This window comes from Streptomyces showdoensis, from assembly GCF_039535475.1.
In the GTDB taxonomy this organism is placed as follows: Bacteria; Actinomycetota; Actinomycetes; order Streptomycetales; family Streptomycetaceae; genus Streptomyces; species Streptomyces showdoensis.
In genome coordinates this window covers 1,398,490-1,419,570 of record NZ_BAAAXG010000026.1, presented here as the reverse complement: position 1 = coordinate 1,419,570, position 21,081 = coordinate 1,398,490, and the positions used below count along the sequence as shown (strand labels likewise).

At 72.0% G+C, this 21,081-nt stretch carries 27 protein-coding genes, 1 tRNA gene, 1 pseudogene and 1 riboswitch; of the genes and pseudogenes, 11 read left to right on the top strand and 18 right to left on the bottom strand.

Annotated elements, in window-relative coordinates; genetic code table 11:
* Positions 1-133 precede the first annotated feature (133 nt).
* From ABD981_RS19255 to ABD981_RS19175, 17 genes are all read right to left on the bottom strand, one after another.
* Positions 134-325 (bottom strand): MerR family transcriptional regulator, encoded by a 192-nt coding sequence (locus ABD981_RS19255; RefSeq protein ID WP_165590962.1) that lies wholly within the window; start codon positions 323-325, stop codon positions 134-136.
* A gap of 52 nt (positions 326-377) precedes the next feature.
* Positions 378-707, bottom strand: a complete 330-nt coding sequence (locus ABD981_RS19250; protein ID WP_046909053.1) for a hypothetical protein — start codon at positions 705-707, stop codon at positions 378-380.
* Between the two features lie 2 nt (positions 708-709).
* Complete coding sequence (locus ABD981_RS19245) at positions 710-1,114, bottom strand: DUF6221 family protein (RefSeq protein ID WP_123954679.1); 405 nt, start codon at positions 1,112-1,114, stop codon at positions 710-712.
* A gap of 55 nt (positions 1,115-1,169) precedes the next feature.
* A complete protein-coding gene (locus tag ABD981_RS19240) occupies positions 1,170-2,084 on the bottom strand; it encodes a hypothetical protein (RefSeq protein WP_046909055.1) in 915 nt (304 codons plus the stop codon).
* A 2-nt stretch (positions 2,085-2,086) separates the two neighbouring features.
* Positions 2,087-2,392, bottom strand: coding sequence for a hypothetical protein (locus tag ABD981_RS19235; RefSeq protein ID WP_046909056.1), 306 nt, complete (start codon positions 2,390-2,392; stop codon positions 2,087-2,089).
* 11 nt (positions 2,393-2,403) lie between these two features.
* Positions 2,404-2,568 carry a hypothetical protein gene (locus tag ABD981_RS19230; RefSeq protein ID WP_165590963.1) on the bottom strand — a complete coding sequence of 55 codons (165 nt, stop codon included), beginning with the start codon at positions 2,566-2,568 and terminating at the stop codon, positions 2,404-2,406.
* Entirely contained in the window at positions 2,562-2,942 is a 381-nt protein-coding gene (locus ABD981_RS19225) for a helix-turn-helix domain-containing protein (RefSeq protein WP_046909057.1), read from the bottom strand. The genes ABD981_RS19230 and ABD981_RS19225 overlap by 7 nt, the downstream gene beginning before the upstream one ends.
* Entirely contained in the window at positions 2,939-3,187 is a 249-nt protein-coding gene (locus ABD981_RS19220) for a hypothetical protein (protein ID WP_046909058.1), read from the bottom strand. Before ABD981_RS19220 ends, ABD981_RS19225 begins: the two co-directional genes overlap by 4 nt.
* Positions 3,184-3,498 (bottom strand): hypothetical protein, encoded by a 315-nt coding sequence (locus ABD981_RS19215; protein WP_046909059.1) that lies wholly within the window; start codon positions 3,496-3,498, stop codon positions 3,184-3,186. The genes ABD981_RS19220 and ABD981_RS19215 overlap by 4 nt, the downstream gene beginning before the upstream one ends.
* A 100-nt stretch (positions 3,499-3,598) precedes the next feature.
* Positions 3,599-3,808, bottom strand: a complete 210-nt coding sequence (locus tag ABD981_RS19210) for a hypothetical protein (RefSeq protein WP_205628211.1) — start codon at positions 3,806-3,808, stop codon at positions 3,599-3,601.
* Positions 3,809-3,856: 48 nt separating this feature from the next.
* Positions 3,857-4,510 carry a hypothetical protein gene (locus ABD981_RS19205; protein ID WP_046909061.1) on the bottom strand — a complete coding sequence of 218 codons (654 nt, stop codon included), beginning with the start codon at positions 4,508-4,510 and terminating at the stop codon, positions 3,857-3,859.
* A 3-nt stretch (positions 4,511-4,513) separates the two neighbouring features.
* Positions 4,514-4,990 (bottom strand): hypothetical protein, encoded by a 477-nt coding sequence (locus tag ABD981_RS19200; protein WP_131723890.1) that lies wholly within the window; start codon positions 4,988-4,990, stop codon positions 4,514-4,516.
* An 85-nt stretch (positions 4,991-5,075) separates the two neighbouring features.
* On the bottom strand, positions 5,076-5,573 hold the full coding sequence (locus ABD981_RS19195; protein WP_123954672.1) for a hypothetical protein: 498 nt from the start codon (positions 5,571-5,573) through the stop codon (positions 5,076-5,078).
* A gap of 363 nt (positions 5,574-5,936) precedes the next feature.
* Positions 5,937-8,591, bottom strand: a complete 2,655-nt coding sequence (locus ABD981_RS19190) for a bifunctional DNA primase/polymerase (RefSeq protein WP_123954673.1) — start codon at positions 8,589-8,591, stop codon at positions 5,937-5,939.
* Positions 8,588-8,887, bottom strand: coding sequence for a hypothetical protein (locus ABD981_RS19185; RefSeq protein ID WP_046909063.1), 300 nt, complete (start codon positions 8,885-8,887; stop codon positions 8,588-8,590). The genes ABD981_RS19190 and ABD981_RS19185 overlap by 4 nt, the downstream gene beginning before the upstream one ends.
* Positions 8,884-9,171, bottom strand: a complete 288-nt coding sequence (locus ABD981_RS19180) for a hypothetical protein (RefSeq protein WP_123954674.1) — start codon at positions 9,169-9,171, stop codon at positions 8,884-8,886. Before ABD981_RS19180 ends, ABD981_RS19185 begins: the two co-directional genes overlap by 4 nt.
* Positions 9,168-9,455 carry a helix-turn-helix domain-containing protein gene (locus ABD981_RS19175; RefSeq protein WP_046909064.1) on the bottom strand — a complete coding sequence of 96 codons (288 nt, stop codon included), beginning with the start codon at positions 9,453-9,455 and terminating at the stop codon, positions 9,168-9,170. The genes ABD981_RS19180 and ABD981_RS19175 overlap by 4 nt, the downstream gene beginning before the upstream one ends.
* Positions 9,456-9,738: 283 nt before the next feature.
* On the opposite strand from ABD981_RS19175, the gene ABD981_RS19170 reads away from it, so the two are divergent.
* From ABD981_RS19170 to ABD981_RS19160, 3 genes are all read left to right on the top strand, one after another.
* The gene (locus ABD981_RS19170; protein WP_131723891.1) at positions 9,739-10,173 is read left to right on the top strand and encodes a hypothetical protein; all 435 of its coding nucleotides are present in this window, start codon (positions 9,739-9,741) and stop codon (positions 10,171-10,173) included.
* Positions 10,174-10,328: 155 nt separating this feature from the next.
* A complete protein-coding gene (locus tag ABD981_RS19165; protein ID WP_131723892.1) occupies positions 10,329-10,580 on the top strand; it encodes a hypothetical protein in 252 nt (83 codons plus the stop codon).
* Positions 10,581-10,596: 16 nt separating this feature from the next.
* The gene (locus ABD981_RS19160) at positions 10,597-12,219 is read left to right on the top strand and encodes a site-specific integrase (protein ID WP_046909066.1); all 1,623 of its coding nucleotides are present in this window, start codon (positions 10,597-10,599) and stop codon (positions 12,217-12,219) included.
* Between the two features lie 323 nt (positions 12,220-12,542).
* On the opposite strand, the gene sigJ is transcribed toward ABD981_RS19160, so the two are convergent.
* A complete protein-coding gene (gene sigJ, locus ABD981_RS19155; protein ID WP_046909067.1) occupies positions 12,543-13,415 on the bottom strand; it encodes an RNA polymerase sigma factor SigJ in 873 nt (290 codons plus the stop codon).
* A 186-nt stretch (positions 13,416-13,601) separates the two neighbouring features.
* On the opposite strand from sigJ, the gene ABD981_RS19150 reads away from it, so the two are divergent.
* The 8 genes and pseudogenes from ABD981_RS19150 to ABD981_RS19115 all read left to right on the top strand — a co-directional run bounded on the left by ABD981_RS19150 (position 13,602) and on the right by ABD981_RS19115 (position 21,071).
* Positions 13,602-14,105, top strand: coding sequence for a rhodanese-like domain-containing protein (locus ABD981_RS19150; protein ID WP_382748427.1), 504 nt, complete (start codon positions 13,602-13,604; stop codon positions 14,103-14,105).
* Positions 14,106-14,180: 75 nt separating this feature from the next.
* Positions 14,181-14,254 (top strand) — tRNA-Met (locus ABD981_RS19145).
* Positions 14,255-14,418: 164 nt separating this feature from the next.
* Complete coding sequence (locus ABD981_RS19140) at positions 14,419-14,868, top strand: hypothetical protein (protein WP_131723893.1); 450 nt, start codon at positions 14,419-14,421, stop codon at positions 14,866-14,868.
* Positions 14,869-14,951: 83 nt separating this feature from the next.
* Entirely contained in the window at positions 14,952-15,986 is a 1,035-nt protein-coding gene (locus ABD981_RS19135; protein ID WP_046909070.1) for a PLP-dependent cysteine synthase family protein, read from the top strand.
* Positions 15,983-17,254, top strand: coding sequence for an MFS transporter (locus ABD981_RS19130; RefSeq protein ID WP_046909071.1), 1,272 nt, complete (start codon positions 15,983-15,985; stop codon positions 17,252-17,254). Before ABD981_RS19135 ends, ABD981_RS19130 begins: the two co-directional genes overlap by 4 nt.
* Positions 17,255-17,357: 103 nt before the next feature.
* Positions 17,358-18,648 (top strand): annotated as a pseudogene (locus ABD981_RS19125) (PP2C family protein-serine/threonine phosphatase).
* A 179-nt stretch (positions 18,649-18,827) separates the two neighbouring features.
* A riboswitch (cyclic di-AMP (ydaO/yuaA leader) is annotated at positions 18,828-18,974 on the top strand.
* An 11-nt stretch (positions 18,975-18,985) separates the two neighbouring features.
* Positions 18,986-20,062, top strand: a complete 1,077-nt coding sequence (locus tag ABD981_RS19120; RefSeq protein ID WP_046909072.1) for a M23 family metallopeptidase — start codon at positions 18,986-18,988, stop codon at positions 20,060-20,062.
* A 61-nt stretch (positions 20,063-20,123) separates the two neighbouring features.
* Positions 20,124-21,071, top strand: coding sequence for an aldo/keto reductase (locus ABD981_RS19115; protein WP_046909073.1), 948 nt, complete (start codon positions 20,124-20,126; stop codon positions 21,069-21,071).
* The last annotated feature ends 10 nt before the right edge of the window (positions 21,072-21,081 follow it).

The following is a 21,081-nucleotide window of genomic DNA, read 5'->3' as shown; positions in this document are numbered from 1 at the left end:
ATCGCGGACGGGCCGGTCTGGGAACGTGAACGGCCCCGACCGGATCATGGTCGGGGCCGTTCGTGAGCATGTGGGCCGCACCGTTTTCGGGCATGGCTGTCTGCCGAAAGCGTGGCGCATGGATCGCTCCAGGTCAAGCGGCCTTGACGGCGCGCTGGCCAGGGCGGGTGGGCTTTGCTGCGCGGCGGGCGACCTGGACGTCCTCAATGCGGTAGACGGGCCGCAGCGTGCTGCCTCCGCAGCGGGTGAGGACGCCGCGCCGGACCCAGTCGCGGATGGTGGCGGGCTGGACCCCTGCGGCGAGGGCCGCAAGGGAAGTGGTCACGGTGCCAGCGGGCGGCTGTAGGTACTCCATGTGACCAGTGTGCCGAGTTTTATCAGCCTGTCGGCTCGACGCACACGGTGACAGCCGCGAGCGGGATGCCATCGAGGGGGTTGGTGGAGTAGCGCGTTTGCACATCCACCACCCGCAGCGGTTCTCTGATCTCCCCGAGCAGGACGGTCTCGCCGGTCCGGGGTACGTGCACGGACCCGCTCACGAGGTACAGGCCGAAGAGGGTGCCCTCGGGCCGACGGTAGGCGAACCAGATGGACGGCTCCGACGGACGCAGCGGGCCGTCGGCCTCACTCGTTGCCAAGCCTCGCGCGTGGATCCGGGCGATCACGTCGGGCAGGTCGTCCGGTGCTCCCTCGACATAGCGGCCCACGGTCACTCCTTCGGTTGGGAGGCGTCGCCCAGGTGCCACGCCTCGTCGTAGTCGGCATGGTCGGCATACGGCAGGGCCAGCAGGCGGAGCGTGGCGCACGGCCAAGCCTGTTCGGGGAACTGGCGGGGCGGCTCGCAGGAGCGGCAGACCCTGGTGGTGTCGAAGTACGCGCCCCCGCCCCCGCTGCGAAGGATCACCGGGGTGTGCAGCTCAACGATCCGCCGCTTGGCGTCGACCTCGGCGAGGACACGAGTCGGGCTGTGGTGGGCAATGAACAGAGCATCAGCCCACTTGACGCGCTCCACGTGCTCGTCAGGCTCGTACCCGAACCACGGGTCGCGGGAAGAGACTGCCCTCTGAACTTCCTCGTCGAGCCGGGCCTTTAGGAACTCCACCAGGTCCGTCATGTGGGCCATCCTCTCTCGTCGGGCCCGGCTGCCGGGCCAGTTTCGCTCCAGCAGTTCAGGACAGGAACTCGGTGCGCGGGTCGGCGACGGCGGATGCGAGGAGACGGTACGGGTCGATGGGTGCCGGGGGCGGGAAGTGGTGGCCGCTGGGGCACATGAGGTGGCCGGCGCCGCCGTCGGGGCCGTAGACGGTCAGCTCCTTGTCGGTGCCGCAGTCGGGGCAGGCGACGGCGGATCCATCGGGAAGGGTGATGTGTCCCCGGACGGTGATGTCGTGGTCGGGCATGAAGGGCTCCTTCTGTGAGTGGGCGGAGGGTGGTCTACAGCCGGTCTCCGGCTGGTCTACAACCTCTTCCGGGAGGTGCTGACCTGCGTCTACAGGTCCAGAAGAGGTGTCCACAGGGGCGGGGGAGAGGAGGGCGGCGACGTCGGCGGCCTTGATGCCGATGCGGCCCCCGACGTCGCCGAGACGCATCTGCTGGGTCGGGACGCCGCAGCGGACGAGTAGGGCTCGGAGGCGGGTGTCGTCGAGGTGGGCGGCGGCGGGTTGGGCCTGGAGCCGGTCGTACAGCTCTCGGACGTGGATGCCGGGTCGGTCGCCGATGAGCTCCTGGACGCCGAGGAGGAACCGGCGCTGGAGCTCTTCCTCGGTCACCGGTGTGGGGCGGCTGGCTCGCCAGGCGGCGACGAGGTAGCTGCCGCCGGCCAGAGCGAGGAGCCGGGGGTCTTCGACGAGCGGGCGCCAGGTGGTGAGCGCCGCGAGGGCGAGGCCGCCGAGGCGCGCGCCCTTCGCGCGGCCGGCGGCGGGGTGGCCCTCGGCGCGGGTCCAGTCGCGGAACTGGCTGATGAGCTTGCGGTGGCCGATGCCGATGCGGCGGGGGTGGATGCGCTGCGCTGCCCAGCGGGGCCGCCCGCGCCCCCAGTCGGGCACGGGCGGCAGTTCGAGGGTGTCGGCCTCGGGGTCGGCCACGGTCAGACGTTCCCCGCGAAGCTGGCGACCATCGTGGCGACGTTGCCGAAGAGCATGCCGACCATGGTGCCGAGCTGGGTGCCGGACAGCGACAGGCCGAGCCCGAGGCAGACGAACCCGGGGAGCAGGTGGAGCTTCTTGTTCTTGTCGCCGTGCTTGAACATCCACCAGGCCACTCCGCCGAGGCCAAGGACCAGCAGGACGGAGACGGGGACGGATCCGCCCTGCCCGGGGACAGCGGTCGGGGCCGCGGTGGTCATGGAGTTGCTGACGGCGGTGTCGATGGCGGTGAGCAGATTGGTCTTCACGGCGGAGTCCTTCAGTACGAGAGCGCGGTGATCGCGGCGATGAGGATGAAGACGACGAGAGCGGCGCGGGCCAGGTAGCGGCGCGGCTGGGTGCCGGCAGGGAAGAGCCGCGCGGCGGCGGTGAGGCTGACGAGGGCGAACAGGCCGTGAAAGCCGAGCGTCTCGTAGGTCAGCACTCTGCGCCGTCCATGGCGCTTCGGGCGAAGAGGTAGTAGTCGGCGAACTGGTCGGCGAGCGCCGTCAGCTGGCCGGCGGCGGCGCGCAGGTCGCTGTGCCAGCGCCGCGCGGTCGCCTCGTCGGTGATGACGTAGGCCGGCCGCATGTCGGCGGCGCTCTGAGCTGCGGCGCATGCCTGGCTCACGGCCGTGTCGGTCTGCGCCGCACGCTCTGCGACGAGCTCGCGGAGCGAGACCTCGGGAGCTTCAAGGTCGCGTCGGACGGTGTCCTTGGAGATGCCGAGCCGTTCGGCGATGGCGCGGTTGCTGAGCTTCTGCGCCGCGAATCGGCGCACGGCGGCGCGTCGCTGCGCCACCTCGGTGGGGGTGGTCACTGGGTGCCGTCCTGCGGTCCAGCGAGGTCCTCGGCGTCGAGGGCGGCGAGCAGCGAGCGCAGCCTGTAGTCCAGGGTGACGGCGGCCTGGAGCATGGCGCCGTGGCTGTGGGTGTCGGCGGTGGCGCACGCGTCGAGGTCCTCGCGGGCGAGGCGCCGGGCGGTGTCGACGGAGAGGACGAGCACGCTCTGGTCCTGCTCGCGGTCGTAGAGCGAGTCCAGGCCGCTGGTGGCTACGGTGGTCACAGGGTCACCCCCTGCGCAATGAGGTGGAGCTGGGCGGCGTACTCGCCGCGGGTCTGCCCGGGCTGGACCGGGGGCAGGGCGGCGAGCAGGGCCTGCTCGGCGGTGTAGGCCGCCTCGGTGGGGCCGTGCAGCTGCTCGGCGAGGACGAGGGCACGGGCGAGGCGGATGCCGTCGCTCATGGCGGCCTCGGGCCGGAGACGGCTGAGGCCGTCGGCGAGCTGGAGCACCAGGCCCCGGGTCTCGTCGGAAAGGGGCGCCGGAAGCGCCGGCGGGGGTACGGGCGCGGGGGTGCCCGTGAAATGATCGGCCATGGCCGTGTCCTCCTGGTCAGATCAGGATGGGCTTGGTCGGGGCCGGGCGACGCGCGCGCCACCAGGTGTTCCACCACTTGGTGAGCTGTCGTCCGGCCCGCTATTTGGTTGTGTGCTTCTTGATCGCGTTGTCGATGGCGGTCCAGCTCTTGCCGGTGGCCTTCGCGACGGCGTACACGCTGCCGAGTTCGGCGACGCCGGCGGCGAGGGCCGAGGCCCTGCGTACGGCGGCTTCCAGCAGTTGGGACTGGAGCTGTTCCACCAGCTCGTCCTCCCGCGTGAATCGGACCCGCCAGGGTTCGGTGTTCACGTCGCAGACGCTATCACAGGGGGGTGTGATAGTCGAGAGCGGCACGACTCAACTCGCCTTTTCCAGCTCGGTGTTCGACTCCTCGTCGATCCATCTGCGGAGGTCGCCCCACTCGTGCGGCTCGAAGGCGCAACCGCACCACCGGCAGGTGACTGCGCGCTCGCCCGGGTAGTGCCGGAGGATCGCGCCGCAGACCAGGCCCTCGGGGTCAACGGCGGGGCACTTCCCGAGCCGTGTGCCCCGCTCCTCAGCCAGCTGCGGGTGGACGACGCTTGCGGCCGCCGCGTGGACGTCGCGGATCTCCCGGGCGAACTGGCCTGCCTCGGGCCAGCTGCGCGCCACCCAGTCCATGGAGTAGCCGAGCGCGGCGGCCGCTGCCGTAACGCGGTGGGGGATTCCCGTGGTGAGAACTGGGGCCGGCCAGCGGCGGGCATCGTGCATGGCCGAGCGCCAGTCCTCCAGGATTCCGACGATGCCACCGGGCCCACGCATGGTGAGGACGTGCTCGGCTACGGGGAGTGGGGCCGGGCCGCCCTGGCTGGAACCGCCGTGCCGCTGCGCCTGCGCGGCGGGCGCGAGGAAGGCCGCGAGGGCGGTGTAGAGGCGGGGCAGGCGGCCGAGGCGCTGCGCGGTCAGGTTGCTGCAGCTCGGGCAGAGGTAGCCGTCGGTCGGGTGGTGCTCGCACAGCAGGCAGGTGCTCATGCGTCAGTCCTTCGGGTGGTCGAGGGTGGTGAGGACCTCGCTGGGCGTGAGCTCGTCCCATCGGTCGCGTGCCATCTCGGCCAGGCGTCGGGTGGCCGCTTGCTCGGCGGCGAGCTGCCGGACAGCGTGGGGGAGGTCGGGCCAGGGGACGCCGTTGAGCTCGCGCCGGATGGCGTTGAGGTAGTGGCCGAGGACCGCCACCTGCGCGAGCGCCTCGTCCCGGTCGTGCTCGGCCTCTCGGATGGCGTCCTCGGCCGCGCGTAGTTGCTCTGCGCGGTCCTGGAGTGCGCGCTGCTGGCCCTGGGTGGTGCTGCGCAGATGGTCGCTGGCGGCGAGTTCGTCGTGGGTGTACTCGGCGAGCAGGGCGCCCTCGGTGGAGCTCAGGCGGTCGACGCGGGCGAGGAGGATGAGGAGTGTGTCGCGCTGCTCGGCACGGGCGCGAGCTCGCGCAGCGCGCTCGGCCATGGTCCGAGGGGTCATCGGTTGGGTCCCTTCTGCCAGCAGGTGAACAGGTGCCAGAGGACTGCGAGGGGGATCTGCACGGCGAGCCACGCCTGCCACCAGGTCACGACTCGGCCCCGGTGGCGTCGCCCGCGGTCCTGCACTCCGGGTACTCGCGGCCGAGGTGGTAGCGCGGCACGGTGCACTCCGGCTGGCCCGGCATCGGCACGGGGCCGTACCAGGTGTGCTGGCCCTCGGTCTGAGGGATCGGCTGCCCGCAGTGGGCGCAGATCATCGAGTGCGGGCGGTTGTCGATGTCCCAGATCCAGGCGGCGCAGACGGCGGCGACCTGGAGCAGCTCGGTCCGGATTTTCGCGGGGTCCCGCTCGGCCTTCGCCTCGGCGACCTCCTCGTCGAGGATGTCCGCCCAGGTGCCGTAGCCCGCGCCGAAGGCGTCCTGGCACAACTGGCGGGCGCGGTCGGCATCGTCGCGCTGGCTCTCGTTGCCGGTGCCGTCGGGGTGCTTCTGGTCGCCGAACCTTGCGAGCTGGGCCTGGCGCTCGGCGTCGATGGCCTCGGCGAAGGACTTCAGGCCGGCGGTGATGAAGAGGGTGGGGTACATGCGAGTCTCCTTGCTTCGGCTGCTCGGGTTCTGCGGGTAGTGCGGGGAGTTGCGGGAGTTGCTGCGGGGAGATCGTCGGTGCGCTGTACCGGGGTTGAGCTGCGATGTAGCGGGAAGTGCGGGAAGTTGCGGGAAGTTCCCCTTCACCCCTCATGCCGGAGCCACTCCAGCCGTCGTGATCGACACGACGTGGTCGTGATACGCAGTACGTGTGTGGTGCGCGTGCGGTAGAAGGAGCGGCGGGAACTCCCCGCAACTCCCCGCCTCCCCGCGTGTGCGCTGGTGGCGGCCGGTACGGGGGGCTTGCGGAAGTACCCGCAGGCCCGGCAGGACTTCCCGCACTACCCGCACCGGCCGTCACGGTCAGCCCTCGTGCGTGCCGGTGCCGCGGTCGGCGTGGGCCTCGACCCGCCACAGGTTCTGCTTCTTGTGGGAGTCGTAGACCCGGACCACCTTGCGGGTGCCGAAGAACCGGCCCGCCCGGGACTTGAGCCAGAGCCCGAGCTGCTTGGCCGAGGGCACCTCGCCCTCGCGCAGGCGCGGGACGTGATCGGGGAGCCCCGCGATCACCTTGCCGACCGGGATCGAGTCGCGGCCGAGCTGCTCGTCCCACATCTCTAGGAAGGCAGTCCACTCGGCGAGCTCGTCGTCCTGGTCAAGGGCGGCGTCGCCCTGGTCGGCGTTGAAGCCGCCGATGCCGAGGTACCCGAGGAGGCCGGCGAGCATGGTGGCCCACTCGGAGTAGTCGCCTTTCCGGGTGCGGATGAGCGGGGCCCCGGCGGCGAGCCAGGACCGGACAAGCGTGACGAGTGCGGCGACGAGCGTGGACGCGTTGGCGCGGAGCCACGGGCGCAGGTCGCCGACGGTGAAGCCGTCGCGCTGGTCGGGGTCCGGGCAGTTGGGGTCGAGCCGGACCCACATGACCCTGCGGCCATTGTCGGCACTCGTCCGGAGGCCGTTGCCGGTCGCCACCCACACGCGGTCGTTGCGCATGACCACCTTGCCGGTGGCGCCGAGGATGCGGTCGCCCCATGTTTCGCCGGTGAGCAGCGCGGAGAGGACCGAGCTCCGCATCACGTAGCCGTTGGGCAGGTTGTCGAATGCGACGACCGGTGACCCGGTGGTGTAGAGCTGCGTGGTGATGCTCTTCCGGAGCTCGGTGTCGTTCTCCGGCCACGCCGTGTCGGCCACCCCGTAGCAGTGCGCGAGCAAGTCCTTGAGGAGCGACTTGCCGGACCCCGGGGACGTCGCGGAGATGACGAACATCGGGGTAGGCCCGTGGAAGTGCGGGCGCAGGATCGGCGTCAGGAGCGCGGCCATGTAGTGCGCCCGGTCGGACGGCGCCACCCAAGGGAAGTCGGCCAGGACCTGCCCGAGGACGATCTCCTTCGCCCGCTCCAGACTCTCCATCGTGACGGTCTGCTGGAGGCGGCGCACCGGCACGCGCGGAGCCAGGAAGAGGCCAGTTGCCCGGTCGTATCCGGGGGCGGTGACGAGGGTGCCGTCCGGCCGGACGACGGGGGAGGTGATGATGCCCCGGAGCAGAGGCAGCGGCCAGTCCTTCCGGCCGAGCAGGGTGCCGCAGCTCTTCGGCATGAGGAGCTCGCGTTCCTCGGTCGGCGTGCCCTCGGCGTCCCGCCTCACCATGTAGGTGGTGACGTGGTCCGCGAGGTATGCGCGCAGGTTGTCGGTGGCCAGCTGATGGACGACCGGGTCGCCGAGGTCGTCCCGGTGCACCCAGCAGGGGCCCGTGGACCTCTTGTAGAGGTCGGGCAGGCGGCCGGCCGCCATGAGCGCGAGGACGCCGTCGAGGCCGTCGGCCTCGTTGGTGATGTCCAGCTCGGGCCGGTCCGGGACAGCCTGCAGGTGCCGGTCCGGCGCCTCGCCCTCCTCCGGCTCGTATGCCGGGTCGAGGGCGGCCGAGCCGTCGGAATACGTCTCTACCGGTCGTGCCGGAGTGAGGCGCCGGCGCTCCGGCACGGAGCCGAACCCCTGGCGGCGGAGCTCGGCCGCCGCTGCCTTGTGGTCGCCGCCGTGCCGCAGCAGCGCGTAGGCGCCGAACTTGGTGTAGGGCACCTCGGCCTGGAACTCCGAGGACGTCGTGAAGACGTACAGCCGGTCGGCGGCCGGGTCGCGGCCGGTCGTCGCCTTCGGCCCGCGGGCGCCGTCGGCCCACCCCCAGTAGGTGGTGCCGCCGACGGACCGGATCGGCCGGAACACCCCGTCGAGGATCTCCTCCCAGGTGGCGCGCTGCTCAAAGTCCTCGCCGGGGCGCAAGCCGCCGCCGGGTAGCGGAGGCCGGTTGCTCTTCGGCGCGCTCTTCTGCGTCTCGGCCTTCGGCAGGGCGTCGAACATCCGGCAGACGGAGCGGACGGCGTCCAGCTCGTCGGCGGGGATGGTCGGGATGGTGCCCGGACCCCCGGCTGCGCGCAGGTACGGCCGGCCGGAGGCATGCACGGTCCCGCCGGACGGCTCGACGAGGCCGTAGCCGCCCTCGCCTCGCGTCTCGACGAGCACGCGGACAATGCGGGTGCCGGGCTTCTCGGCGACGCGCTGCCGCTCCTCGGGGGTGTACTCGTCCTCGCGGGCGAGGCGGCTGGCGAGCTTGGTGTTCGGGGGGACCGGGGCGCCGTCCACGTGGACGCGGTAGTGGATCCCGCCGGACGGCGACTCGGTGGCCCACCCGTTCTGGATGGTGGCCCAGACGTCGCCGAGGCCGGACGCGTCCATGACCTCGGTGACCTCGTCGAGGACACCCTCTCGGACGGCCAGGCCCTCGAACTCGATCATCTCGACGTGTCCGGAGACGGCGCCGTAGACGACGGCGATGCCGCCGGGGCGGCCCCCGCCGAACCACTGGTCGTGGTCGGCGGGGGTGCTGCGCTGGACCTTGAACGGCATCCAGCTGCGGACGGACGGGGACTTGGTCCCGTCGGCCTTGATCGGGAGGACGCACAGACCTGCGGCGTGCAGCTCGGCCGCAGTGGCCCGCAGGTCTGTGGTCTGCTCGTCACTCACTGGGCGGTCTCTCCAGGGTGGTACTGGGTGAGGTGGTACTTCTTGACGCGCTCGATGAACCCGGCGACCCGGGCGGCCCCGGCCCGGACGGGGGAGCCGTCCGGGCCCGGGACACGGTCGGTGGCGCAGACGGGGCCCTCGACGCGGTGGGTGCAGTCGGGGCGCAGGCACTCGTACCGGGCGCGCTGCCCCTCCATGTCGACCCACAGGGCGCCGTCGAACGGGCCGCTGCTGGCCGGATTCGTCTGTCCCGCGTTGGTCTTCGCGTTGTCAGTGGCGCGTGCGATGCTGTTCACGCTGCGGCCCCTTCGGGAGCCTGCGCCGATTCCGCCCCCGGCTGAGACCCGGGGGCGGCGTCGTTTGCAGCCTCGGTGAGGCGAAGGAAGGCGAGAAGGTCCGCCTTGCGGACGCGGAACGCACGGCCGAAGCTCAGGACCTCGACAGGGAACTCGTCGTTCTTGATCAACTCGTAGCCGAGCGCCTCGCCGATGTTCAGTGCGCCGAATGCCTGCTGCACGGACGGCATGGCGGGGAGCGCCAGCACCTGGGCGGGGCTGAGAGCGGCGATCTTGCGGCTCATGCGGTCACCTGCGCAGGGATGTACGTGCGGCCCGAGCGTTCCACCGGGACCCAGAGGACCAGCGTGTCGACGCCGAGGACGTCGGCGATCGCCCGGGCCTTGACCTCGGGAACGGTGCGCTGGGTGCCGGCCATCAGGCCGCCGATGGTGCCGTGAGCCACGTGGGCGGCCTTTGCCAGCTGGCGGCTGTTGATCGACTCCCCGGTGCCGGTGCGCTCCATGAGCATGCGGAGCCGTTCGGGGCTGAACACTGCATAGGTGGTGGGAGGCGGGTTCTTGCGCATAGGCGTCCTCCAGACAGTCGGAGCGTTCAACGAGTTGAACGCCAGTGAGTGCAGCGTTCCATGAGTTGAACGGGATGTCCAGCTGGTTGAACGCTCAGCCTGTTGTGGGGGAAACGCGAAGGAACCGGCCAAACAAGGGGTGCCACCTAGCGGCCCGTGGTCGCCGTGCTGAACAATCCGTTCAGTGAGTAGAACGGAGACCCTGGTACGTCGAACGCATGACAGTGCAAGGGATGAACGGCGCTCTGTAGCTTCACCCCACAGGAGTGGCAGGATGTGCCCCATGGCGGCGTACGAAGATCAATCGGCTCCGGGTCCTCGGGAGCCTGAACAGAGGCGGCAGCTGGCGGACCTAGTCCACACCCGGCGCCTAGAGCTGGGGGAAGGGCTAACCCCCTTCGCCCAAAAGGCAGTTGACCCGATCAGCGGGGAGCGGGTGACGCGCGGCTGGATTCATCGCCTGGAGAAGGGCGAGCCGATCATTCCGCCGCAAGTTGAGCAGCTCCGCGCCCTGGCGGCGGCATGCGAGCTGGAGCTCTGGCACCTCCAGGATGCGGCGTCCGCCCAGTTCCACGGCGTCGAGGCCCTTAAGGGCGGGTCATCCGAGAGCCGGGCCTACGTTCACAAGTTGGACCAGATTCCCGCCGACCAGCGGCAGAGGCTTCTCGACTTGATCGACTCGCTTGTGCCGCCCGAGGAAGGGGGGTTGCCCCACTGACCACGCATGTTTCGCGCGCGCACCGGTGGGTGCATATGCCTAACGCATGGAGTTTCCGATTCCGGGGTGCGATCATGTCGCGACGCACGGCAACCGTCAGTGCGTAGGTCTAAGGTGGCAATCGAACGCTTGAGCGAGAGAAGGGGACCGATCGCATGACGACACCCACGGGGGAAGCGACTGGTTCCTCGTCTGCGGTACGCGCCTGGTACTTCTTCAGCGAAGCTGTGCCCGAGACCGAAATCATCGTGCCGATCGTCACCCCCAGCGGTATCGCCTTCGCGGTTCGACCCGGAGCCATGCCCGAGCAGACGCTCGACCGGCTGAACGAGGCGGCAGACCACCTGCTGTCCGTCGGCCTCGCAGCGATCCGGCTGCCGCGCCAGACCCCGCCGCCCGAGCCGTGACCGAAGGAGGACCCCCATGCCAGCTGCACGCCGGTCAGGTTCGATCGCGCGACGCTGTGAGTGCCGAGGAGCCGATGGGAAGCTCCTCAGTCAGGCATGCCCCAAGCTGAAGCGGAAGAACCACGGCAGCTACCTCGTCCGCCTGGAACTGCCGGCAGCCGCGGACTCGAACAAGCGGCGAGCCTTCCGGCGAGGCGGGTTCACCCGGGTCGACGACGCGAACGACGTCCTGTCCCGCGTCCAGTCCATCCTCAATCTCGCCGGCGACGACGAGGCCGACCTCGTCCGCGTCGCCGACTTCCTCGCCGGCCTATCTGCCAGCCGTGCGGACATCCCCGACATCGCCGAGGTGCAGCGACGCCTCGGCGTCGGCGTACCCCTGGACGGTAAGTCCACGGTGGAAGCGTGGCTCGACCGCTGGCTGATGAGCAAGAAGACCCGAGCGAACACGACCGCCGGCTATTCGTCACACGTTCGCGTCCACCTCAAGCCCCGCATCGGCCACATCCGGCTCGACCGTCTCAGCGTCGGGCACCTCCGGGAGATGTTCGACGCCATCGCGGACGAGGCCGACGTGGTCGCGGCCGAGAACGCGGCCCGCCGCGAACAGGTCGAACGGGCCAAGTGGCACCGCCCCGGCCGGCCTCCCGCGAAGGAACGCGAGCGCCTGGCGGCCGAGCGCGCCAAGCTCGAAGAGATGCCACCGTTCCGGAAGGTCACGGGCCTCGGGAGCCGCCACGCCATCCGGCGAACACTGCGCTCCGCGCTGAACGCGGCGATCGCCGAGCAGCTCCTCACCTTCAACCCGGCCCGTCACGTCGAGCTGGACAGCTACAGCCGCCCCAAGGGCCTCCTCTGGACCGACGAGCGGGTGGCCCGGTGGCTGGCGACGGGCTTCATCCCGAGCCCCGTCATGGTCTGGACGCTGCAGCAGCTCGGCCAGTTCCTCGATGAGGCAGAGGCGGAGCGGCTCTACTCGATCTTCCACGTGATCGCCTACCACGGGCTGCGCCGCGGGGAAGGGGTCGGCTCCGGCTGGGAGGACACCTTCCTTGACGCCGAGCCGCCGAGAATCGAGGTCCTCAAGGAGATCGTCCTCTACGACGGTACGCCGACCGAGACCGCGCCCAAGACGGACAGCAGCACCGCTGCGGTCATGCTCGACAGCGGAACGGTTGCAGTCCTGCGGGAGCGCCGCCGCCAGCAGCTCGCCGAGCGCGATGCGTGGAACGAGCAGGCCGCCCGTCTCCGGGCCGAGGGCAAGGAGGCACACGACTGGATCGACACCGGCAAGATCTGGACGGGCCTTGACGGCTCCTGGCTGCACCCGGACGACGTATCCGCCGAGTTCCAGCGGATCCGCGAGCGGGCAGGCCTGCCGCCGATCAACCTTCGCGACCTCCGGCACGTGGCCGCGGGCATCGTCAAGGCCGGCGGCGGAGACATCGACGACGCCAAGCGGAAGTTGAGGCACTCCACGATCGTCCTGACCAGCGACACGTACATGGAGCTGTTCACGGAGTACGAGAAGGACCTCACGGAGCGCTCGGCCGCGGCGGTCCCGCGGGCGCGGAAGGCGGCCCCCGAGGAGTCGCTTGAGGAGGCGTCAGGGGCTGACGAGGAGGGGCATCTCCCGTAGACTTGGGGGAGTAGTGGAAGGGCCTCTGACCTGCGGGTCAGGGGCCCTTCTTGCTGGCGCGCTGCTGGCGCGAACGCCACGCAAGTCCCCGGGGCGAGCCGGGGTGAAACGGGGTGAGGCTTCGTCAGGCGAGCCGCCGGAGCCCGCGCTGACCAGGTACAACGGGTCTACGAAAGGTGGGCCGGGGTGGGCCGGGGTGAAATCCGTTGGGGAGGGTTCAGACTTTTAATCCATTGGTTGTGGGTTCGAGTCCCACACGGCCTACCGAAACGAAACGCCCCGCCCGGTTCCCACCGGGCGGGGCGTTTCGTCGTGACGGGGCGTCAGCCGGTCAGGCCGAGGGAGGCCAGGCGTTCCGGGTCCGCCACGATGTCGATCTCGACGATGCGGTCGCCGGCGATCGTGAAGGCCATGAGGCCGACCGGGCGGCCGTCGGCGAGGGAGACCAGGCCGGCCGCGCCGTTGACCACGACCGGGCGGGAGGCGTGGCGGAAGCGGGCGAAGGTGAGGGCCTGCGCGGTGACCGTCTCGGCGCCGCGGACCAGCTTGGAGGCGGCCCCGAGCCGGGTGCCGCCGTCCGCGCGGAGGACCACGTCGGGGTCGAGGACCGCCAGCAGGCCCTCGAAGTCGCCGCCCCGGGAGGCCGCCAGGAAGGCGTCGACGACCTCGCGCTGGCGGGCCAGGCCGGGGCCGGGGGCCGGGGCGGCGCCCCGGACGCGGCGGCGGGCGCGGCTGGCGAGCTGGCGGGCGGCGGCGGGGGTGCGGTCGACGAGGGGTGCGATCTCGTCGAAGGAGACCGCGAACATGTCGTGCAGCACGAAGGCGAGGCGCTCGGCCGGGGTGAGGGTCTCCAGGACGACGAGGAGGGCGAGCCCGACCGAGTCGGCGCGCAGCGCCTCCTTCTCGGGGTCGGCGACGCCCTCCTCCCGTACGACCGGGTCGGGCACGTAGTGCTCCAGCGGGTCCTCGCGGCGGGCGGCGCGGGAGCGGAGCAGGTCGAGGCAGACCCGGCCGACGACGGTGGTCAGCCAGCCGCTGAGGTTCCGCACGTCGCTCGTGTCGGAGCGGCTCAGCCTGAACCAGGCCTCCTGGACGGCGTCCTCCGCCTCGCTGAGCGAGCCGAGCATCCGGTAGGCCACCGCGCGCAGATGGCCCCGGTCCGCGTCGAAGCGTGCGGCCAGCAGGTCCTCGTCCATCGGTGCCTCTTCCCCTTCGCGTCCGGTCACACGGGTATGACGGACGGGACGCCGCGGATGTGACAGGTCCCGGTACGTGAGATCCCCGCCGGGACCGGCCGAACGGCCGGGATTCCCCGGGCGAAGCCTCCGAGCGCCGTGGATCGGCCCTTCAGCGGGGTGATCGTCTTCCTTAGATTTATGGCCATGACGACGACATCGACGCAGGTCAGCCCCGTGAACGCAGTCCTCCGCACGCCGCCGGCCAGCCCCGCCGCCGCGGCCGCCTACTTCTCGGCGAGCCTCGCTTTCCACGCCGACGTCTCCGATGTGGCCGGCGCCCTCGCCGACGCCCGCGCCACCGGCACGGACCCCGGCTTCGTCGTGATCGACTCGCGTTCCACGGCCTCCTGGGACCAGGGGCACGTGCCGGGCGCGGTGCACCTGCCGACCGCCCTCATCGCGGAGCAGGCCGAGCAGCTCCTCGACAGGGCCGTCCCGGTCGTCACGTACTGCTGGGGCCCCGGCTGCAACGGCGCCACGCGCGCCGCGCTCGCCCTCGCCGAGCTGGGCTTCCAGGTGAAGGAGATGCTGGGCGGCTTCGAGTACTGGGTGCGCGAGGGCTTCGCCTACGAGACCTGGGAGGGCGGCGAGCAGAAGGCCGCGGACCCGCTCACCGCGCCGGTCGACTCGGACGACTGCGGCTGCTGAGCGGGCCGTGGCGGCACCCCGCGGACCATGGATTTCGTGACCTGGGCATTCATGCCGTAAGGTTGGGTTCACCGACGCGGGGTGGAGCAGCTCGGTAGCTCGCTGGGCTCATAACCCAGAGGTCGCAGGTTCAAATCCTGTCCCCGCTACTCAGTAGCACGAAGGCCCGGATCCGGAAGCGGATCCGGGCCTTCGTCGTTCCCGCGCATGCCCGGGGCGGCCGGGAAGGCAATATGCCTGCAAGTAAACGGTGGCCAAAACCGGGTCCGTGTCTTTGCGCGCGGTGCGTGCGCCACGTAACCTCACGCGCACCATGAGTGACCAGAGCGTGACGGAGCTGCGACATGCGGGACGGCGGGCACCCGCCGTGCTGCTGCTGTTCGCGCTCGTCGCGCTGATCGCGGGCGTCTGCCACGGCACGCACGGGCACTCGCTGGCGGCTCCCGCGGCCGCGGTGGCCGTGCCCCCCGCGGCCCTCACGCCCGTCGGCGGAGCCGTGGCGCCCGCCGCCGCGGCCGCCTTCTCCGCTCCCGGGCTCCCGCACGGCTGCGAGCGGTCCGGGGACGGGTGGTCCTTCGACGCGCACCTGCCCGCGCAGTCCGCCGGGGCGCAGTTCCCCGCGCCGGACGCCGGGGGCGCCGTCCTCCTCGCGTACGACGAGGTGTTCCCCGAGGCCCCGCACACGCGCTGCGTCCGGGGCCGGGCCGGGCCCGGTCCTCAGCCGGGCCGGCTGCTGATCGCCCTCGGGGTGGACCGGAACTGAGCCGGGTCGCACGACTTCGCGACCCCGCTCCTTCCGCACGCCCCGCAGGCCGGGGCTGCCCCACCCCGAGGACGTAACCCCCCATGAGCAATCCCGCCAACCTGCTCTCCGTCGCCCGGCAGACCGTCGGCAACACCCCCGTCCTGTGGATGGACGACGGCTACTGGGCCAAGCTCGAAGGCTTCAACTTCGGCGGCATCAAGGACCGCGCCGCCCTCCACATGGTCGAGCAGGCCCGCCGCCGCGGGGAGCTGCGGCCGGGCGCCCCCATCGTCGAGTCGACCTCCGGGACCCTGGGTCTCGGGCTCGCGCTCGCCGGGATCCTGCACGGCCACCCCGTCCACGTCGTCACCGACCCCGGTCTCGAACCGATCGTCGAGCGGATGCTCACCGCGCACGGCGCCCACGTGCACGTGGTGCCCGAACCCAGCCCGCACGGCGGCTGGCAGCAGGCCCGGATGGACCGGGTCGCCGAGCTGCTGCTCGCCCTCGACGGGGCCTGGTGGCCCAACCAGTACGGCAACCCCGACAACCCGCAGGCCTACGGCGGGCTCGCCGCCGAGCTCGGCGAGCAGCTGGACCGGGTCGACGTGCTGGTCTGCGCGGTCGGCACCGGCGGCCACTCGGCCGGCATCTCCCGCGCGCTGCGCGCCACCACCAGCCCCGCGCTCGAACTGGTCGGGGTGGACTCCATCAACTCCACCGTCTTCGGCCTCCCGGCCGGCGAGCGGCTGATGCGCGGGCTCGGCTCGTCCATCCACCCGGGCAACGTCGACCACGAGGCCTTCGACGAGATCCACTGGGTGGCCCCCGCGGAGGCGGTACGGGCCGCCCGGCGGCTCGCGTCCCGGCAGTTCGCCACCGGCGGCTGGAGCGTGGGCGCGGTCGCGCTGGTCGCGGGCTGGCTGGCCCGCACCCGGCCGCGCGGCACCCGGATCGCGGCGGTCTTCCCGGACGGGCCGCAGCGCTACTTCGACACCGTCTTCAACGACGAGTTCTGCGCGAAGCACGGGCTGCTCGACGGTCCCGTGCGGGAGGACCCCGCCGGGTACGCCGAGGGCGAGCCGGTCAGCGGCTGGACCCGCCGGGTGCTGGAGCGGGCGGAGCGGGTCCGTTGAGCACGACGACCGCGCCCTCCCCGGGAGGGATCTGGAAGCAGAGCCGCAGCTTCGACCCGGCGGTGCGGCTGCTCTTCCTCAACCAGCTCACCATCAACCTCGGCTTCTACATGCTGATGCCGTACCTGGCCGCCCACCTGGCCGACGGCCTGGGCATGGCGGCCTGGGCGGTCGGTCTGGTCCTCGGCGCGCGGAACCTGTCCCAGCAGGGCATGTTCCTGGTCGGCGGGGCGCTCGCCGACCGGCTCGGCTTCAAGCCGCTGATCGTGGCCGGGTGCGCGCTGCGGACGGTCGGGTTCGGGGCGCTGGCCTTCGCGCAGTCGCTGCCGATGCTGATCGCCGCCTCGCTGGCGACCGGCCTGGCGGGGGCGCTGTTCAACCCGGCGGTGCGGGCCTATCTGGCGGCGGAGGCGGGCGAGCGGCGCGTGGAGGCGTTCGCGCTGTTCAACACGTACTACCAGGCGGGCATCCTGCTCGGGCCGCTGGTCGGGGTGGCCCTGACCGGGGTGTCGTTCCGGCTGACCTGTGTGGTGGCGGCGGTGCTGTTCGCCGGGCTCACCCTCGTCCAGCTGCGGCACCTGCCGGTGCGGAAGGAGGCGACGGTGCCGGCGGCAGCGGCGGACGGGCGGGAGCGCGGGCAGTTCCGGACCGTGCTCGCCAACCGGGTGTTCTGGCTGTTCTCGCTGGCGATGACCGGCTCGTACGTGCTGTCCTTCCAGGTCTACCTGGCGCTGCCGCTCGCCGCGGACAGCACCACCGTGACGACGGTGCTCTTCGTGGTGTCGGCGCTGGTGGCGCTCGTCGGACAGCTGCGGATCACCGCCTGGTGCAAGCGGCGGCTCAGCCGGGAGCGGTGTCTGGTGCTCGGGCTGGGGCTGATGGGCGTGGCGTTCCTGCCGCCGGCGCTGCTCGGCGGCGGGCGGTCGCTGCCGGGGCTGCTGCTGTGCGCGGCGCTGCTCGCGGCGGCGAACGCGGTGCTCTACCCGTTCGAGATGGACACCGTCGTCGCGCTCTCCGAGAACCGCTGGGTCGCGACCCACTACGGGCTCTACAACACCGTCTGCGGGATCGGCATCACCCTGGGGAACCTGGGGACGGGCGTCCTGCTCGACCTCACCGGCTGGTCGGCGGTGCCCTGGCTGACGCTGTGCGCGGTCGGCCTCGGCTGCGCGGCGGCCATGGCGGCGCTGGCCCGGGGCGGGCGGCTCGCGGTCCGTCCCGCCGTACGCCAGTCGGCCGCGCGGGAGTCGCCGACGGGCACCGGCTGACCGCACCCTGGGGAGGGCGCGGGTCCTCCCGTCGCCCTCGGGGCGGGCCCGGGTCCGGACGGGCCGGGTCCGGTCGGGCCCAGGTCCAGGCGGGAGAGCAGCGGTGGCGCGAGTGGCGGTGCGGCACGGGCCCGGTGGCGGGGGCGGCGACGGCCGCGGGCCGTACCCCGTCGCCCGCCGGGTCATCCGCGCCCTTCCCCCGCTGATCATCGTGGGCGGTGTCTGCTTCGACCTGGCGACACCGCCGGAGTACACCGCGGCGCCGCTGTTCTCGGCGGCGCCGCTGATCGCCGCCCCGTTCTTCTCCACGCTGACGACGCTCCTGACGGGCATCGCCGCGGTCCTCGCCAGCGTCGGTCTGCACGCCTACAACGGCACGACCGACCACATCTCCTCGCTCACCGAGACGCTGACCGTCCTCACCGTCTCGGCGCTGGCGATGCTGATCAACCGGGTGGTGCGGCGCAGCGGCGAGCGGCTCGCCTCGGCGCGGGTGATCGCGGAGACGGCGCAGAAGGCCGTGCTGCCGACGCCGGCCGAACGGATCGGCGGGCTGCAGATCGCGGCGCGGTACGAGGCGGCGCAGGCCGACGCGTTCATCGGCGGCGACCTGTTCGCCGTCCAGGACACCCCGTACGGGGTACGGCTGGTCGTCGGCGACGTGCGGGGCAAGGGGCTCGACGCGGTGGAGGCCGTGGCGGTGGTCATCGGCGCCTTCCGCGAGGCGGCCGAGCAGGAGCCGACGCTGGAGGGCGTGGCGGAGCGCCTGGAGCGGGCGCTGGACCGCGAGGGCACGCGGCGGGCCGGGCTCGACGCCTTCGAGGGGTTCACTACGGCGGTCCTCGCGGAGATCCGGCGCGACGACGACGGCGACGGCGGCGAGGGCGACGGCGGCGAGGGCGGCTCCAGTGGCGAAGGCGGTGCCGGTGGGGTCGTGCGGGTCGTGAACCGGGGGCATCCCGAGCCGCTGCTGCTGTACGGGGACGGGGGGCTCGGCCGGCTGCAGCCGAGCGAGGCGGCGCTGCCGCTGGGGATGGGGGAGCTGGCCGTGTGGCCCGACCGGGCGGACGAGACGCCGTATCCGGCGGGCGCGACGCTGCTGTTCTACACGGACGGCCTCTCGGAGGCCCGGGACGCGCGGGGGGGTCTTCTACGATCCGGCCGAGCGGCTCGCGGGGCGGCTCTTCCCCGGTCCCGAGGAGCTGCTGGACGCGTTGGTCGCGGACGTGCGCCGGCACACGGGCGGGGGCTCGACGGACGACATGGCGCTGCTGGCGGTGAGCCGTCCGGCGGCGGGGCAGCCGGAGCGGCGGCGGACGATGCCGGTGGTGCCGCCGGGGGGGCGCCGCCGGGGGACGGTGACGGGACGTAGTCGGGGGGTGTCACTCCGATAACAATTGATACACCGTCAGATCGGGGGTGTGGCGCAGATCCCGTCTGACCGGGGGTCAACTCGGGCCATTCCCTCTCAATTGCGCTAACGATCAAGGGGGACGGCTTGGAATCGGGAGCCCGTGTCTATTAACGTTCGATAACGCAGCGCGGTCGTCCCAGCCGTCGCAAGAGACGGCACCGTGCGCGCGCGCCGAATTCCGCAAGGGAACCGGGGAACCACCACTTGGGGTGAATCGGGCCACGTCGCACCCGTGCGGCACACCCGTAGGAGACCTTCCTGCTCCGAACCCGTCAGCTAACCCGGTAGGCGAGAAGGAAGGAAAGGAGAGCGCCTCCGTGGCGTCCGACACCCCTGCTCCCGAAGCCCCCTTCGACTCTTTCGGTGCCTACGGCCCCGCGGGCACGGGCGGGGAGGAATGGAACCCCACCGAGGACTCGCTGCGGGCCCAGAGCCGCTCCGGCGGCCGGCACCGGGTCGTCAAGCAGCGCTCCAACTTCGCCCGCTCCTCCACCGTCCTCGGGGTCGGCGTCATCGCCGCCGTCGGTGCCGGCGGCCTGGCCACCGCCCAGGAGAAGCCCCCGGTCGCGATAGCCCTGCCGGACCTCGACCTGCCCGACGCCTCCGCGCTGCCCGGCATCGGCGACCTGATCGGCGGCTCCGAGAAGAGCTCTGGCGAGAGCACCGGGGTCACGAACAACCCGCAGCCGCTCACCGCCCTCACCTACACCACGCCCGCCGACGCGAGCTCCGCCGACGCCCCCGCCGGGACGAAGCAGCAGGCCGACGCCGGCGAGGCGCTGCGCGCCCGCATCCTCCAGCAGGCCGAGCAGCAGCAGGCCGCCGCGGACGCCGCGGAGAAGGAGGCGGCGCAGAAGGCCGCCGCCGAGAAGGCGGCGGCGGAAGCCGCGGCCAAGGCCGAGGCGGCGGAGAAGGCGGCGGCCGAGGCGAAGAAGAAGGCCGAGGCGGAGGCCGCCGCGAAGGCCGAGGCCGAGCGCCTGGCCAAGCTGGCCGCCAGCTACGCGCTGCCCACCTCCTCGTACACGATCACCTCCACCTACGGCCAGGCCGGCTCGATGTGGTCCTCCGGCTACCACACGGGCCTGGACTTCGCCGCGCCCACCGGCACCCCGGTCAAGGCCGTGCACAGCGGCACCGTGAAGTCGGCCGGCTGGTCCGGCTCGTACGGCTACCGGATCGTCCTGGAGCTCGAGGACGGCACCGAGATCTGGTACTGCCACCTGTCCTCGATGACGGTCGGCGCGGGCCAGTCCGTCGGTACCGGCGAGACCATCGGCCGGGTCGGCGCCACCGGCAACGTCACCGGTCCCCACCTCCACCTGGAGGTCCACACCCCGTCCGGCGACGGCGTCGACCCGGCGGGCTGGCTGCGGTCGAAGGGGCTCGGCGTCTGACGGCCGGCCGTCCCGCGGGGGAAGCGGAATAGGCCCGGCCGCGCGGGGGGTTGACCACTCCATGACCTCTCTCCGCAAGCTGGGCTCTTCCGACCTGCACGTCTTCCCGCTCGCCCTCGGCGGCAACGTCTTCGGCTGGAGCGCCGACGAGGCGCAGTCCTTCGCCGTGCTCGACGCCTACACCGCCGCGGGCGGCAACTTCGTCGACACCGCCGACACCTACTCCTCGTGGGTGGAGGGCAACGAGGGCGGCGAGTCCGAGACCGTCATCGGGCGCTGGCTCGCCTCCCGCGGCAACCGCTCCGACGTCCTCGTCGCGACCAAGGTCGGCGCCCACCCCCGCTTCAAGGGGCTGAGCGCGACCACCATCAAGGCCGCCGCCGAGGAGTCGCTGCGCCGCCTCGGCACCGATTACATCGACCTCTACTACACGCACTTCGACGACGAGTCCGTGCCCGTCGAGGAGATCGTCACCGCGCTCGACCAGCTGGTGAAGGACGGCAAGGTCCGGGCCGTCGCCGCCTCCAACATCTCCCCGGAGCGGCTGCGCGCCTCGCTCGACTTCGCCGAGGCCGAGGGGCTCGCCCGCTACGTGGCCCTGCAGCCGCACTACAACCTGGTCTCCCGCGAGACCTACGAGGGCCCCCTCCTGGAGACCGCGGAGCAGGCCGGTCTCGCCGCGGTGCCGTACTTCGCGCTCGCCTCCGGCTTCCTCACCGGCAAGTACCGCCCGGGCACCACCGTCGCCAGCGTCCGCGCCGGCAGCGCGGCCGGACACCTGGAGACCGAGCGGGGGCAGAAGGTGCTCGCCGCGCTCGACGCGATCGCCGAGGCCCACGACGCCGAGGCCGCCACCGTGGCCCTCGCCTGGCTGGCCTCCCGCCCGACCGTCGTCGCCCCGATCGCCTCGGCCCGCACGGTCGAGCAGCTCCCGGCCCTCGTCGCGCTCGCCGACCTGGAGCTGACCGCGGCGGAACTGGCCGCGCTGGACGAGGCCTCTGCCGTCTGACCGGCTCCTG